Source organism: Pseudooceanicola lipolyticus, assembly GCF_002786325.1.
Classification (GTDB): Bacteria; Pseudomonadota; Alphaproteobacteria; order Rhodobacterales; family Rhodobacteraceae; genus Pseudooceanicola_C; species Pseudooceanicola_C lipolyticus.
In genome coordinates, this window is sequence record NZ_PGTB01000013.1 from 12,791 (window position 1) to 27,568 (window position 14,778).

General features: G+C 66.1%; 13 protein-coding genes. 6 read left to right on the top strand and 7 right to left on the bottom strand.

From position 1 onward, the window contains the following. Positions 1–10: 10 nt before the first annotated feature. Both CVM52_RS06450 and CVM52_RS06455 read right to left on the bottom strand, forming a co-directional pair. Positions 11–1,219 carry a mandelate racemase/muconate lactonizing enzyme family protein gene (locus CVM52_RS06450; RefSeq protein ID WP_100161689.1) on the bottom strand — a complete coding sequence of 403 codons (1,209 nt, stop codon included), beginning with the start codon at positions 1,217–1,219 and terminating at the stop codon, positions 11–13. After that, complete coding sequence (locus CVM52_RS06455; protein WP_100161730.1) at positions 1,209–2,867, bottom strand: GMC family oxidoreductase; 1,659 nt, start codon at positions 2,865–2,867, stop codon at positions 1,209–1,211. Before CVM52_RS06455 ends, CVM52_RS06450 begins: the two co-directional genes overlap by 11 nt. A gap of 177 nt (positions 2,868–3,044) precedes the next feature. On the opposite strand from CVM52_RS06455, the gene CVM52_RS06460 reads away from it, so the two are divergent. Then, on the top strand, positions 3,045–3,926 hold the full coding sequence (locus CVM52_RS06460) for a LysR substrate-binding domain-containing protein (RefSeq protein ID WP_100161690.1): 882 nt from the start codon (positions 3,045–3,047) through the stop codon (positions 3,924–3,926). Here CVM52_RS06460 and CVM52_RS26825 read toward each other — a convergent pair. The 4 genes from CVM52_RS26825 to CVM52_RS06475 form a co-directional block, all read right to left on the bottom strand. After that, positions 3,923–4,084: a hypothetical protein gene (locus tag CVM52_RS26825; RefSeq protein WP_172720927.1), complete on the bottom strand. Its 162-nt coding sequence runs from the start codon at positions 4,082–4,084 to the stop codon at positions 3,923–3,925. The genes CVM52_RS06460 and CVM52_RS26825 overlap by 4 nt on opposite strands. 12 nt (positions 4,085–4,096) lie before the next feature. Then, the gene (locus CVM52_RS06465) at positions 4,097–4,462 is read right to left on the bottom strand and encodes a YMGG-like glycine zipper-containing protein (RefSeq protein WP_100161691.1); all 366 of its coding nucleotides are present in this window, start codon (positions 4,460–4,462) and stop codon (positions 4,097–4,099) included. A 117-nt stretch (positions 4,463–4,579) separates the two neighbouring features. Further along, positions 4,580–5,605 (bottom strand): AraC family transcriptional regulator, encoded by a 1,026-nt coding sequence (locus CVM52_RS06470; RefSeq protein ID WP_100161692.1) that lies wholly within the window; start codon positions 5,603–5,605, stop codon positions 4,580–4,582. A 168-nt stretch (positions 5,606–5,773) separates the two neighbouring features. Then, a complete protein-coding gene (locus CVM52_RS06475) occupies positions 5,774–6,478 on the bottom strand; it encodes a helix-turn-helix transcriptional regulator (RefSeq protein ID WP_100161693.1) in 705 nt (234 codons plus the stop codon). A 64-nt stretch (positions 6,479–6,542) separates the two neighbouring features. On the opposite strand from CVM52_RS06475, the gene CVM52_RS06480 reads away from it, so the two are divergent. Further along, on the top strand, positions 6,543–7,151 hold the full coding sequence (locus CVM52_RS06480) for a glutathione S-transferase family protein (RefSeq protein WP_100161694.1): 609 nt from the start codon (positions 6,543–6,545) through the stop codon (positions 7,149–7,151). Positions 7,152–7,219: 68 nt separating this feature from the next. Here CVM52_RS06480 and CVM52_RS06485 read toward each other — a convergent pair whose 3' ends face one another. Further along, positions 7,220–8,116 (bottom strand): LysR substrate-binding domain-containing protein, encoded by an 897-nt coding sequence (locus tag CVM52_RS06485; protein ID WP_100161695.1) that lies wholly within the window; start codon positions 8,114–8,116, stop codon positions 7,220–7,222. A 104-nt stretch (positions 8,117–8,220) separates the two neighbouring features. Here CVM52_RS06485 and CVM52_RS06490 point away from each other — a divergent pair, with 104 nt between their 5' ends. From CVM52_RS06490 to CVM52_RS06505, 4 genes are all read left to right on the top strand, one after another. Continuing rightward, the gene (locus CVM52_RS06490; RefSeq protein WP_100161696.1) at positions 8,221–11,073 is read left to right on the top strand and encodes a molybdopterin oxidoreductase family protein; all 2,853 of its coding nucleotides are present in this window, start codon (positions 8,221–8,223) and stop codon (positions 11,071–11,073) included. Beyond that, positions 11,070–11,861, top strand: coding sequence for a 4Fe-4S dicluster domain-containing protein (locus CVM52_RS06495; RefSeq protein WP_100161697.1), 792 nt, complete (start codon positions 11,070–11,072; stop codon positions 11,859–11,861). Before CVM52_RS06490 ends, CVM52_RS06495 begins: the two co-directional genes overlap by 4 nt. A 10-nt stretch (positions 11,862–11,871) precedes the next feature. Then, entirely contained in the window at positions 11,872–12,807 is a 936-nt protein-coding gene (locus CVM52_RS06500; RefSeq protein WP_100161698.1) for a dimethyl sulfoxide reductase anchor subunit family protein, read from the top strand. A 396-nt stretch (positions 12,808–13,203) separates the two neighbouring features. Further along, a complete protein-coding gene (locus CVM52_RS06505; RefSeq protein WP_133119799.1) occupies positions 13,204–14,733 on the top strand; it encodes an ABC transporter substrate-binding protein in 1,530 nt (509 codons plus the stop codon). The last annotated feature ends 45 nt before the right edge of the window (positions 14,734–14,778 follow it).

Consider the following 14,778-nt stretch of genomic DNA (forward strand, 5'->3'; position numbering starts at 1 on the left):
CTTCCGAAATTCAGGGGATTACCGGCTGCGTCGCCATCGTCAGATGCAGCTCGGTATCGGTATAGGGGGACGCGGCGATGGCCGCGTCGTCGAGTTCAACGCCAAGGCCGGGGCTGTCGGGCGGGATGACATAGCCGTCCTGCCAGGTGATGCCGGTCTTGAGGCAGGACATGTAGGGCCCCTCGAAACGGCCGATGCTTTCGAGGATCAGGAAATTCGGGCTGCAGGCGGCGATCTGGATGTTGGCCGCGGCGACCACCGGACCGCAATAGAGATGCGGCGCGATCTGGGCCTGCCGGGTCTCGGCCATGCCGGCGATCTTCTTGGCCTCCAAGAGCCCGCCGACCCGGCCGAGGTTCATCTGCAGGATCGAGGCTGCGCCGGTTTCGAGCAGGCGGGCGAATTCGTGCTTGGTGCAGAGCCGTTCGCCCGCCGCCACCGGGATTGAGGTGTGGCGGGCGATTTCGGCCATGTCCGCCGGGTTCTCGGGCGGCACCGGCTCTTCGAACCAAAGCGGGTCGTAAGCCTCCAGCCGCCGGGCCATGCGCTTTGCCCCCGAGACGGTGAATTGCCCGTGGGTGCCGAACAGCAGGTCGGCGCGGTCGCCCACGGCCTCGCGGATGCGTTTGCAGAAGCGCTCGGACCGCGTCAGGTCCTCCATGCGCGGCTGGTGACCGTCGTAGATGGAATAGGGGCCGGCCGGGTCGAACTTGACGGCGGTAAAGCCCTGCGCCACCGCCTTTGCCGCCGCTTCGGCGGCAAGGTCGGGGTCGTCATAGACACTGGGCGCGCCCGGTGCGGGATAAACGTCGCCCTCGGGCGGATACAGATAGGTATAGCTGCGCAGGCGGTCCTGCACCCGGCCGCCAAGCAGCTGATAGACCGGCTGGTCCGCCGCCTTGCCGATGATGTCCCAGCAGGCCATTTCCAGCCCGCTGAGCACGCCCATCACCGTCACGTCGGGCCGCTGGGTGAATCCTGCGCCGTAGCTCTGGCGCCACAGGCGCTCGATATGGTGCGGATCGGCGCCCTCGAATTGGCGGGTGAACATGTCCACCGCCATCGCCGCCACCAGATCGGGCCCGAAAGTGGCATTGTAAATCTCGCCCACGCCGGTGATCCCACAGGCCGTGGTCAGCCGGACAAAGATGAAATAGCGCCCGCCGTGGCGGGGCGGCGGGTTGCCGAAGACGAAGGTTTCGATTTGCTCAAGACGCATGGGCGAGCACCCTTTCGTGGTTTCCGGTCGCGGCATCTTCGAGGATCATCTCGGCGGCGCGCACGGCCAGCATCATCGTGGGGGCGTTGGTGTTGCCCGAGGTCACGGCCGGAAAGGCCGAGGCGTCGACAACCCGCAGGCCCGACAGCCCATGCACGCGCAACCGGGCGTCCAGCACCGAATCCTGGGCGCTGTGGCCCATGCGACAGGTGGATGTGGGGTGAAAGACGGTGGAGGCGCGTTCGCGGAAATCCTCCATCAGGGCATCGGGATCCCGCGTCTCGGGCGCAGGCACCAGGCGGGTTTGCGTGACCGCGGACAGCGCGGGCGCCGCGGCGATGCGGTCGATCAGCGCGATGGCGCGGCGCGCGCCCGCGCGGTCATATTCTGTTGCCAGCGAGTTGGGCCGTATCAGCGGCGGCGCGGCCGGATCGGCGGAGCGGATCGCGATCTCGCCCCGGCTGGTGGGGCGGCAAAGCTGGGCGCTGAGCATGAAGCCCGGCTCGCGGTCGAGGACCGGCCGCCCGTCCGGGGCGGCCCAGTAGGACAGCGGATTGCAGTAGATCTGCATGTCCGGCACCGCCAGCGCGGGGTCGCTGCACAGGTATCCGCCGACCTGGTTGATCGGTACGCTCAGCGGCCCACGCCGCCGGGCCAGATAATGCAGCCCGGCCAGAAGGCGCGGCGGCAGGCGCCCGAGAATGTTGTTGAGCGTCGGCGCGGTGGCCCGGAAGACGTGCGAGATGGCGAGGTGATCCTGAAGGCCCCGCCCGACTTCGGGTAGGCGATGGCGGACCGTCAGACCATGAGCGCGCAGCCGGTCCGGCGCGCCGATGCCGGACAGCTGCAACAGCTTGGGAGAATTGACGGCGCCGGCGCAGAGGATCACCTCGCGCCCGGCGGTCACCTCGAAGGCCTCTCCGCCTGTGCGCAGCCGCAGCCCGGTTGCCCGCGTGCCGTCGAAGGTGATGTGCTCGACCAGGGCGTCGGTCATTACCCGCAGGTTGCCCCGCTTGCGGGCCGGGGCAAGAAAAGCGTCCGCGGCCGAGCAGCGCATCCCGTGTCTGACGGTGCTGCGGTAATAGCCGACGGCTTCTTGGGTGACCGAGCTGAGATCGGCGCAGGTGGTCCAGCCGCAGTCCTCGGCCGCAGCGAGGAACCGGGCGGAAAAGGGAGTCATCTGATCGCCAAGATCGCTGACGGTCAGCAGCCCGGCGCCGCGTGTGCACGGCCTGCCATCCGTGCCGCGTTCAAGGTGGCGCTCCATGCCATCGAAGACGGGGCGCACGTCGTGCCAGGCCCAGCCTGCGGCCCCGGCACTTGCCCAGCCATCGTAATCCTCAGGCAACCCGCGCATATAGGCCATGGCATTGATCGAGCTTGATCCGCCGATCACCCTGCCGCGCGGCCAATAGACGCGGCGCCCGTTCAACGCGGCGTCCGGTTCGGTATGGTAGCCCCAGTTCAGGCGCGGATTGGCGAAATTGACCCCGTACCCGACGGGCACCTTGATCCAGAAGCGCCGATCGGAGCCGCCCGCCTCGATCAGCAGGACGCGCGTCCGGCCGTCGCGCGTGAGCCTTTCGACCAGCGCGCAACCGGCCGAGCCGGCGCCGACGACGACGTAATCATATGAGGCGTTTTTCATCATCCACGGTCCTGCAATATGGTCCGGTTGTGGACGCCGAGATGCCCGGGTGACAAACAATCGATCTTGCGCCATTGGGTGCCGTCAATTTGAGGCTCGCGCGATTCACATCGTTGGCGCAGACTATATGATCGATACTGCCCGCTTCTCCGATCCGCTTATGACCGAAGGTGCCCGATGCGACTGCCCCACGTGACCTGGCTCAGAGCCTTCGAAGCCGCGGCACGCCACAGCAGCTTTTCCGATGCGGCCATCGAGCTGAACCTGACCCCGGCGGCGGTGAGCCAGCAGATTCGCCTGTTGGAAAAGTACCTTGGCACGCCGCTGTTCCGGCGCCTGCCGCGGGGGGTCGTGCTTACCGACATGGGGCAGGCCTATGCCTTGCCGGTCCGCAAATCCTTTTTCGAGATGCAGGAGGCGACCGACGGTCTTTTCCACGTGCGTCGCAAGCGCAAGCTGCGCATCCGCGCCTCGATTTCCTATGCGACGCTTGTGCTGGCGCCGCGGCTGAAGGCCTTTCACGACCTGTATCCCGATATCGAGATCGCGCTCTCGACGGCAGTCTGGTCCGACCGGATGGATCACGAAACCATTGATGTCGACATCCGTTACGGCACCGGCCACTGGAACGAAACGGATATCTGGAAACTCGGCGACGAGGTCGCCACCGTGGTCTGCCACCCCGATCACCTGAAATCCTTCGGGGCCGACCCGCGCGTGCAGGATATGCTTCAGGCCGGGATCGTCCCGGTGCTCGGCTCCGAGATCGAGTGGCGCCGCCTGTCGGACCAGTTCGATCTGGGCTGTCCCGAGCCGCCGGTCTGGCTTACGGCGGATTCCTCGTTGATCGCGCTGCAGTCGATTGCCGCGGGTTTCGGTGCTGCGCTGATCCACAAGAGCTTCTCGCAGCCCTTCCTGGAGCGCGGCAGCCTGGTGTCGCCCTTCGACTACTGCCTGCCGATTCGCGAGGCCTATTACCTGGTGTTCAACGATGACACCGGCGGACGCGACGAGATCGAGACGTTCCGGTCCTGGCTGACGGGCGAAATCCGCGGCTAGCGCGCCGACGCCTGGTTGGGGTCGTTCCGCCGTAGGAGCAGAACGCTCCCGGCCACGAGGCACCGGGCAATCGCTGCGCCCGCCGCGCCGCCCCGGCCGGTCAGCAGGGTCATCAGCGCGTCAAAGCGGTGGCGGCGATAGTGCAGAATACGGGGCATGGCGAATCCTCCTCAGCCAACCACGCGGTGGCCACGGCCGCGCAGGCAGTTCAGAACGATTGCCTGGCGCCGCTCGCTGGCATCTACGGCCCCGGCGATCCCGCCGACCAGCGCGCCGGCCACGGCCCCGCCAAGGGCATCGCCCTCGTCATCGAGTTCGCCAAGCAACGCGCCGGTGCCCGCGCCCAGAACCGCCGCGGCGGCGGTTTCCTGATCGAACTGCCGCTGGTTGCGCGCCAGCGTCTGGCATGCGGACAGATCGCTTTGGAACGCGGCAGACGGCGCGCCATCCAAAATCGGGGTATAGTTGGCGCCGCTTTCCGCGCAGGCCGAAAGAACAAGCGCGGCGGCGCAGAATGTCGGGATCAGGGGTGTCATGGCTTGTCCATCATCGGGTGTATGCGATGGGCATTAGGTAGAGGGCCAAGCAGCGGACCGACATGACCGCAGAGATCAGGAAATTGACACTGCGTATCAGATTGCGACGATCCGGGGTCAGCAGCCCCGATCGAGATAGGCGGTGGGGCTGTGCCCGGTCCAGCGCTTGAAGGCGCGCACGAAGGAAGAGGCCTCGGAGAAGCCCAGCAGGTAGGCGGTTTCGTTCACCGAAACCTTGCGCGCGGTCAGATAGTCCAGCGCCATGCGGCGGCGCAGGTCGTCATGGATCTCGGCAAAGGTTTCGTCTTCGGCCTTGAGCCGGCGATATAGCGTCTGCCGGCTCATGCCCAGGTCGCGCGCCAGCTTGGACATCGACAGGGAGCCCTCGTGCAGGTTGGGCAGGATCGCCGCCTCGATCCGGTCGCGCAGCCGGTCCGACCGCCCCAGCGCCTCGAGCAGCCCATCGGCGTGGCGGGAGAAGATGCCGAAGGAATAGGCGTGGCCCGGTTCGAAGTCGGAGGCGTCGCTGAGCCAGACCGGGTCGATCCTGAGGGCATTGCGCGCGGCGTTGAACCGCACCGGGACCTGGAACAGGTCCGGATATTCGGCCGCGTGCGGCGGTGGCGGATAGGTCACCTCCATCTCCAGCGCGAAGGTTGCGCCCGGAAAGGACCGGCGGAACTCGCTGATGAAACGTGCGAATGACGCCTCGAGCATGATGTAATCCGGCCCAGAGACGGCGACGTGGTCGACAATCCAGACCGCGCCGTCCTGGTCGAGCAATTCGAACCGCTCCGGGGCGCTTGCAACGTCGAGCTCGGTGATCAGATGCAGGTAGCGGTTGAGTTGCCCGATGGCGTGGGCGAGCGATTGCGCGGAGTGCATGATCTGCCCGACGATCGACATCGTCTCGAGCCGGGAGTCCAGCGTATGTTTGAGCAGGAGCGCGGTATCCCCCGTTGCCGCCATGGCGGCCGCGATCAGCGCCTGGTAGGCGGCGACCGAAACCCGCGCGTCCTGGTCGGCGATATCGGCCTCCACCAGGCCCGACGCGGCCAAGAGCGCTGGCCTCGGGGCACCCTGCCGGACGGCATAGTCCAGAAACGCTGCGGCGAAACCTGCGGCCATGGTTGGCTGGGACATTGCGTATATCCATCGGCAAAGGAGGTATTTCGGCCGACAGTCCTATCGGGAAACATTCGCAATGTCATGGCGAAGCCTGCTGGCGGCCGGCCAATGGGACGGCGCCGTGAGCTTGCAGGCCGCAGCATGGGAGGGCAGGGGCGGCCTTCCCGCGCGGATCGGTTGCCGCTATGCTTGTATCGACGATTCAGTGCGGGCCTGCGTTGCCGCGTATTCGCGCAACAAGGACACGCGCCGGGGTCTGAAGCTGCGCCCGTTCAGCTCGGCCTGTTCGATCCCCGAGGCGTGGAAAATCCGCCAGTCCTGCCGCAGGCAGCACCAGACCAGCAGCATCAGCGTGCGATCCGAATAGCTGATGCCCAGGGGCCAGACCTCGCGCTCGGTGATCCGGCCCTTGAGATCGCGATACCGCAGGTCGAGCGCCAGCTCCTCCCAGCAGGCGCGCCGCAACAGCGCCATGTCCACCGCAACCGCCGCGCGGGTAGGGGGCGGCCGGAAGCTGCGCAAGACGGTGTGCATGGCCTGTCGCGCCTGCTGGTCGGCCAGGGTGGCGATGATCCGGGCCAGGGCCGATTGGCCCGCCGCCTCCAGCGCCGCGTCGCCGGTCTGGCGCAGGTCTCCGACGGCAAGCACAAGCGCCTCGATCTCGAGCCGCGAGAAACTTTGCGGCGGTAAGGCCGGATCCTCGGTCAGCCGGTAACCCAGCCCGGCCTCGCCATCGATCAGGGCGCCGCCGGCGCGCAGCGTGGCGATGTCGCGATACAGCTGTCGCCGCGACACGCCGGTTTCGGTCGCCAGCCGCGCGGCGGTAACCGGCGCGGGCAGGCGGCGCAGCGCGTCCATCAGGCGCATGAGGCGGTCGGTCCGGGCCATGCTGACGCAATCTGTCAGCAGGGGGCGGCTATGGCAAGGCACCGCAACCTTCAGGAGGCACCCAATGCCAACCCTCTACCACGCACCCAACTCGCGCTCGTCCTCGATCATCGTGCTGATCCAGGAAATGGGCATCGCCGACCAGATCGAGGTGATCGAGGTCACCGTCGCCCGTCAGGATGGCAGCGGTGGCCCCGATCCGCGCAACCCGCATCCCGAGAGCAAGGTTCCCTATCTGACCGAGGGCACCGACCACGTGCGCGAGCGCGGCGCCATCGTTGCCTATCTGACGGACCGGTTCCCCGACTCGGGCCTTGGCCGTCCGGTCGGACACCCGCAGCGCGGCGCCTTTCTCAGCTGGCTCTTCTATTACCAGGGCGTGATGGAACCCGTGCTGGTCCTGGACTGGGCGAAGATCGAACATCCCGCCCTGCACACCACGTTCCGCGACCTGGACACCATGTTTGCCCGCCTTTCCGAAGTGTTGGAGCACCAGCCCTATCTGCTGGGCGAGGAATATTCGGCGGTCGACCTGCTGTTGTCGAGCCCGTTCCAATGGCTGCCGGATGCCATGCCGGTGCAGCCCTCGGTGCAGGCCTGGGTCAAGCGCTGCGGCGCGCGCCCGGCGTTGAAGGCGGTGGAAGGCCGCGAGCGGGCGACTTTGCGCCAATAGGCCGGGGCCGCCGCTGGCGGCGTTTCAAAGTAAGGCGCGGGTCATGCCCCGGCGCATCGCGCGCAGGCCTATGCCGGCTGGTGGCTGTTTTGCAGCGGGCAGCCGAGCACTTCGAACAGGGCCGCCATCGCCCGGGTGCGGTGGCGGCTGGGATGCGTGAGGGCCGAGAAGCGGCGCGCGCCGCCGTCCATGCGGACGGTTGCAAGCGAAGGCGCGTGGGTCAGTGCCAGGTCCGACAGGGCGGTGGCGTGGCCGCCCGCCGCGATGGCCCCAAGGATGGCCTCGTTCGACGGCAATTCGAAACTCACCGTCAGGTCCTCCAGCGCGACCCCGGTCTGCGCGAGATGGCGCTCGAACTCGGCCCGCGTGCCCGAGCCGCGCTCGCGCAGGATCCAGCGCGACTTGTCATAGTCTGCCGGCTCGACCCGCCGACAGCCGGCCCAGGGGTGGTCCTGGCGGACCCAGATGACAAGGTGATCCTGCCCGATGACCTGCTGGTGCAGCGTCGAATCCCCGACCTCGCCCTCGACCAAGCCGACATCGGCACGCCCTTCGCCGACCGCCGCGGCCACCTGCGCGGTGTTGCCGACGGTGACCTGGATGTCGATTTCGGGGAAGGCTTCGTGCAACCCGACCAGCCGCGGCGGCAGCCAATAGCTGGCCACCGTCTGGCTGGAATATACCCGCAGGCGGCCGCGGGGTTCGCGTGCCAGATCCTGCAGCACCACCCGTGCCGAGTCCATGCGGGCGAGGATCTGACGCGCCTCTTCGAGAAATATCTTGCCTGCCTCGGAAAGCTCGATCCCGCGGCCGATCCGGTGGAACAGCTTGACGTCCGACTGCTCTTCAAGCTTGGCGATGGACACGCTGACCGCCGATTGCGTCAGGTTCAGCGCCTCGGCGGCGCGTGTGACATGCAGCCGTTCGGCAACGACGACAAAGACCCTGAGTTGTTCGAACGTCATGTAAAATCATATATCGGATCGAACGAAACCAGCAATACAATGAATTTGATTTATGCTTGATCCGGCGCGATCCTGACCCGAGGACCCAACAGCCAGTGAAGCGGATGATGCCAGGACAGCCAGAGGTCGACACCAACCAGCCGGTGGGCGACACCCTGCGGAAAACCACCTGCTATATGTGCGCCTGCCGCTGCGGCATCGACGTGCATCTGCGCGACGGCAAGGTGCGCTATATCGAGGGCAACCGCGATCACCCGGTGAACAAGGGCGTGCTGTGCGGCAAGGGCAGCGCCGGGATCATGCAGCATTACTCGCCCGCCCGGCTGCGCGCGCCGATGAAACGCGTCGGGCCGCGCGGCTCGGGGCAATTCGAGGAGATCTCCTGGGACGAGGCGCTGGACATCGCGACCGGCTGGTTGGGGGCGGTGCGCAAGACGGATCCGCGCAAGCTGGCCTTCTTTACCGGGCGCGACCAGAGCCAGAGCCTGACGGGGTTCTGGGCGATGCAGTTCGGGACCCCGAATTTCGCCGCGCATGGCGGGTTCTGCTCGGTCAACATGGCGGCCGGCGGGCTTTATACCTTCGGCGGCGCGTTCTGGGAATTCGGCGATCCGGACTGGGACCTGACCAAGTATTTCATGCTGTTCGGGGTGGCCGAGGACCATGCCAGCAACCCGATCAAGATCGGCATCGGCAAGCTGAAGGCGCGCGGGGCCAAGGTGGTGTCGATCAATCCGGTGCGCACCGGCTATAACGCGGTGGCCGACGAATGGGTCGGCATCCGCCCCGGCACGGACGGTTTGTTCGTCGGGGCGCTGATCCATGAACTGTTCCGGACCGAACAGATCGACCTCGACTATCTGGTCCGCTATACCAACGCGCCCTGGCTGGTTGTCGATGCGCCGGGCGAGGCCGATGACGGGCTGTTCGCGCGCGATGCGGATGGCAACCCGCTGGCATGGGACCGGGCCGGCGGCCGGCTGGTCAACGGCAAAGCCGCGGGCATCCAGCCGGTGCTGACCGGCCGGCATCGCCTGCCCGACGGGCGCAGCGCCCGACCGGTTTTCGAGCTGATGGCGGAACGCTATCTGGACGATGCCTACAGCCCCGCGGCGGTGGCCGAACGCACCGGCGTTCCGGCCGAGCAGATCCGGCGCATCGCCGGCGAACTGGCCCATGTCGCCTTCCAGGAGGAGATCGTGCTGGACCAGCCCTGGACCGATTGGGCCGGGCGCAGGCATGACAAGATGATCGGCCGCCCGGTCAGCATGCACGCGATGCGCGGAATCTCGGCGCATTCCAACGGGTTCCAGACCTGCCGGATGATCCATATCCTGCAGATCCTGCTGGGGTCGATCGATTGTCCAGGCGGCTTTCGCTATAAGCCGCCTTATCCCAAGCAGACGCCGCCAAACCTTTTGCCGCATGGCGCGTCGGGTGACATCAAGCCCGAGCTGCCGCTGGGCGGGCCGCATCTGGGGTTTCCGCACGGGCCGGAACACCTGCTGCTGGATGAAAACGGGGGGCCGAACCGGCTGGACAAGGGGTTTTCCTGGGACGCCCCGATGAGCGCGCATGGCCTGATGCACATGGTCATCAACAACGCCGCGCAGAAAGACCCCTACGGCATCGACGTGTTGTTCATGTATATGGCCAACATGGCGTGGAACTCGTCGATGAACGTTCCGGGCACGCTGGATGCGCTGACCGCGCAGGACGAGAACGGCGACTATGTGATCCCCAAGATCATCTATTCCGACGCCTATTATTCCGAGACCGTCCCCTTTGCCGATCTGATCCTGCCCGACACCACCTATCTGGAGCGCTGGGACTGCATCTCGCTGTTGGACCGGCCGATTTCCGAGCCCGAACTGGTGGCGGATGCGATCCGCTGGCCGGTGGTCGCGCCGGACCGCGATGTGCGCGGCTTCCAGGAGGTGCTGATCGATCTGGGCGCGCGGCTGCGCCTGCCGAAATTCGTCAACGAGGATGGCAGCCCGAAATATCCCGGCGGCTATCCCGATTATATCGTGAACCACGAACGCAAACCGGGCATCGGGCCGCTGGCCGGGTTTCGCGGCGCGAGCGGAACAGAGACCTGCGTCGGCGCGCCGAATCCCGACCAGCTTGAGAAATACATCGAGAACGGCGCCTTTTTCGGCCAGCATATCGCGCCGGAACATGCCTATTTCCGCCACGCCAATCGCGGCTATCTCGACTGGGGCATCGAGAAAGGCATCCGGATGTCGCCGGAGCCGACGATCTTCCAGCTTTACAGCGAACCGCTGCAGCGGTTCCGGCTTGCCGCGCGCGGCCATGGCGACCGCCTGCCGCCCGACCGCGCCCGCGCCCGCATAGAGACACATTTCGACCCGCTGCCGTTCTGGTATCCGCCGCTGGAAGAGCAACTGGTGCAGGGCTTTCCGCTGCATGCGATCACCCAGCGCCCGATGCATATGTACCATTCCTGGGGATCGCAGAACGCCTGGTTGCGCCAGATCACCGCGGCCAACCGGCTGTACATACATGGCTCGGTGGGCGCGCAGATCGGCGTTGGTGATGATGACTGGGTCTGGCTGTCCTCGCATCAGGGACGGGTCAAATGCCAGGTTCGCCTGATGCAGGGGGTCAACCCGCATACCGTCTGGACCTGGAATGCCATCGGCAAGCGGCGCGGGGCCTGGGGGCTGGATGACGACGCGCCCGAAAGCAACCAGGGCTTCCTGCTGAACCACCTGATTTCCGAGCTTCTGCCCGAGGGCGGCGGCGGCTATCGCTATTCCAACTCCGACCCGATCACCGGCCAGGCCGCGTGGTTCGACCTGCGTGTCGCAATCGAGAAGGCCGAGGGCGGCGGCGAGACCGAGCCGCGCTTCGAGCCGCTGGGGCGCGACCATCAACCGGCTTCGCCCCGCCGTCTCGCCTTTGGGGCGGAATTCCGAAAGGCCAAGGCATGACATCTCTTCCCGCCTGTTCCGACAAGAAGCTGGGCCTGTCCATCGACCTGGACATCTGCGTCGGCTGCCAGGCCTGCGTGACCTCCTGCAAGGAGTGGAATACCGGCGGCTATTCGGCGCCGCTCTCCGATCACGACCCCTATGGCGCCGATCCGTCCGGCGTCTGGCTGAACCGGGTTCATTCCTACGAGGTCAGCGCGCCCGGCTGGGACCGCACCCTGCATTTCCCGCGCTCCTGCCTGCATTGCGAAACGCCCGACTGCGTGACCGTCTGCCCCACCGGCGCGTCCTACAAGCGCGTCGAAGACGGCATCGTGCTTGTGAATCCCGACACCTGCATCGGCTGCAAGCTGTGTTCCTGGGCCTGTCCCTACGGGGCGCGGGAATATGACCACGACGACGGCGTGATGAAGAAATGCACCCTGTGCGTCGACCGGATCTATAACGACACCATCCCCGAGGAAGACCGCGTTCCCGCCTGCGTGCGCGCCTGTCCGACCGGGGCGCGCGCCTTCGGCGATTTTGCCGATCCCGAGAGCGCGGTCAGCCGCGCCGCCGAGGAACGCGGCGGGTTCGATCTGCTGGCGGAATTCGGCTATCGCCCGGTCAACACCTACCTGCCGCCGCGCCGGGGGCCGGTTGCCCAGGCGCAGCCGCACCAGCCCGGCCATCCCGCCACCGCCCGCCCCGGCAGCGAAGTGCCGGCGCTGCCCAAACCGGCAACGGCCGAAGGCAAGGGACGGCTGGACACGCTGTTTGCCTGGGTCGACCGGGCCCTGACGCGCTGAGGAGGACAGGATGCATCCCGCCTATTCGGTGATCTTCTTCACCACCGCCTCCGGGGCGGGCTATGGGTTAATGTTCTGGCTGGGCCTGGCGCATGTTGCCGGGCTTTTGCCCGACAGTCGCTGGCTGCCCTTCCTTGCGCTTGCAACGGCGCTGGTGCTGGTGACCGCGGGGCTGTTTTCGTCGACCTTCCACCTCGGCCATCCCGAACGCGCCTGGCGGGCCTTGTCGCAATGGCGCTCGTCCTGGCTGTCGCGCGAGGGGATTGCGGCGCTGGCAACCTATGTGCCGGCGGGCCTGCTGGCGCTGGTCTGGCTGTTCGGAGTGCAGACGCCGCTCAGCCCCCTGCTGGGCCTGTTGGTGGCGGCGGGCGCGGTGGTGACGGTTTGGTGCACGGGGATGATCTATGCCTCGCTGCGCACCATCCGGCAGTGGCACCAGCCGCTGGTCCCGCTGGTCTATCTTGGGCTGGCGGCGGCCTCGGGTGCCTTGCTGCTGGCGTTGATCCTGGCTTTTTCCGGCCTGCATTGGCCGGCTGTGCTGGCCAGCGGCAGCCTGGTTCTGGCGCTGCTGCTCAAGCTGGCCTATTTCGCCCGTATCGATGGCGATCGCGGCGCATATACCGCGCAGATGGCGCTTGGCCTGGACGCCGAGGCGCACGTCCGCGTTCTGGACCCGCCGCATACCCGCCCCAATTTCATCATGCGTGAAATGGGCTATGAAATCGGCCGCCGCCATGCCACCCGGCTGCGCCGCATCGCGCTGGTGGCGCTGTTCGCGGTGCCGATCCCGCTTGCCGGCCTGGTGGTTCTGGGCAGCGGCCTGTCGCCGCTGATGCTGGCCGTGGCGACGCTTTCGGCCGGCATCGGACTCTTGGTCGAACGCTGGCTGTTCTTTGCCGAGGCCGAGCATGTCTCGATGCTGTATTACGGCCGCCCACGGGCCTGATGCCGGCAGCTCCGGGTGGGCGGCCGAAAGAAACCTGTACTCAAGGCGACAGCTCCGAACAAAGTAAACATAACTAAGCTTACCGGATAGCGCAGCGCGCGCACCGCGCCCACCCGCGCAGGCAACGGGCGGCCGGGGTCAGGTATCGCCGACATTCCGCGCAGCACAAGCGTGGCCCTCGCCGCGCTGCGGTGCTTGCGCGCCGCCAGATGGCGCGCGGGGACGGCGGGTTTACCTTCACAATATTTCATATTGCCGGAAAAGTTGCAGAATTAGGCAAACGGATTTCAATGAACCGTAGGGCAAGGCGCTAAATTGTTGACCAAAAGCCAGATCGCTCCGCATTCTCTGAAAGAGTTCCGGATAAAAATTTCACAAAATGAAAAAGGTGAAACGATGAAGCATCTGATGACAACCACGGCCCTTGCCCTTGCCGCGCTGACCGCCGCGCCCGCGATCGCCGGGCCGGCGGAGGATACGCTGGTCTGGGTGACCAACCGCGAGGCAAACGTTCCGCTGGTGTGGTGGGAGAACCTGATCGACGTGGCCGCCATGCAGCACCACTATTTCGATACCCTGGTTTACCGCGATCCCGAGACCTTTGAATACCTGCCGCTGCTGGCCGAAAGCTGGGAGCGGGTAGACGACCTTACCCTGGAATTCAAGCTGCGCGACGGCGTGACCTTCCATGACGGTTCCAGCTTTGATGCCGATGACGTGGTGGTCAGCTATTCACACCTGATCGACCCTGCCACCGCCGTGATGAATGCCGGCCTGGTCAAGTGGATGGCCGCGGTCGAAAAGGTCGATGACATGACGGTGCGGATCTCCACGGAAAAACCGTTCCCCGCCGCCTTCGAATTCCTCGCCTCGACCCGGATGGGCATCATGCCCTCGGAAGTCTGGGAGAACCCGCCGCGCACCGCTGCCGGCGAACCCGACTATGCCGCGATGCCGGTGATCGGCACCGGCCCCTACCGGATGGTCTCGTTCGTGCCGGGTGGCGACATGATCCTCGAACGCAACGAAGCCTACTTCGAGGGCCCCAAGGGCAAGCCGGCGATCAAGACGCTGCACATGAAGACGATCCTGGACGCCGAAACCGCGGTTGCCGAACTGATGGTGGGATCGGTCGACTGGGTGACGGGGCTGACCCAGGACACCGTCGACAGCCTGCGCGGCCTGCCCGGTATCACCGTGCTTGACGGGCCGGACATGCGGGTGAGCTATTTGACCCTGGATGCCACCGGACGTTCGGGGGACACTCCGATTGCCGATGTCCGCGTGCGCAAGGCCATTGCCCATGCCATCGACAAGCAGGCGATCGCCGAGAACCTTGTCGGTCCGGCGGCCAATGTGCTGAATGCCGGCTGCTATCCCACCCAGGTCGGCTGCACCCAGGATGTCGAGGGATATGCCTATGATCCCGAGAAGTCGAAGGCGCTGCTGCAAGAGGCGGGCTTTGGCGATGGCATCAACATCACCATCGATGCCTTCCGCGACCGCTATCTGCTGGAGGCGATCATCGGCAATCTGCGCGAGGTGGGGATCGATGCCGATATCTCGATGCTGCAATGGGCCGGGCTGCGTTCGAAGATGAACGACGGCAAGATGGAGATGGCGCAGACCGGTTGGGCGTCCTCCGGCCTGAACGACATTTCGGGGATCGCCTCGGTCCTGCTGAAGATGACCCCGGACGATTACTGTCAGAACCCGAAGGTCAAGGAACTGCTGGACACCGCCGACACCACCATCGACCCCGAGCTTCGTGCCGCGACCTATAAGCAGGCGCTGGAGGTGGTTGCGGAAGAGGTCTGCTGGATCCCGCTCTACTCGCACTCGAAACCCTACGCGTATACCGAAGAGCTCGATTTCTTCGCCACCGCCGACGGCTTCCCGCTCTTCTTCCTTTCTTCTTGGAAGTGAGCCTCTGACACCCCAGGTCTCGGGCGCCCCTTGCCGGGCGCCCGG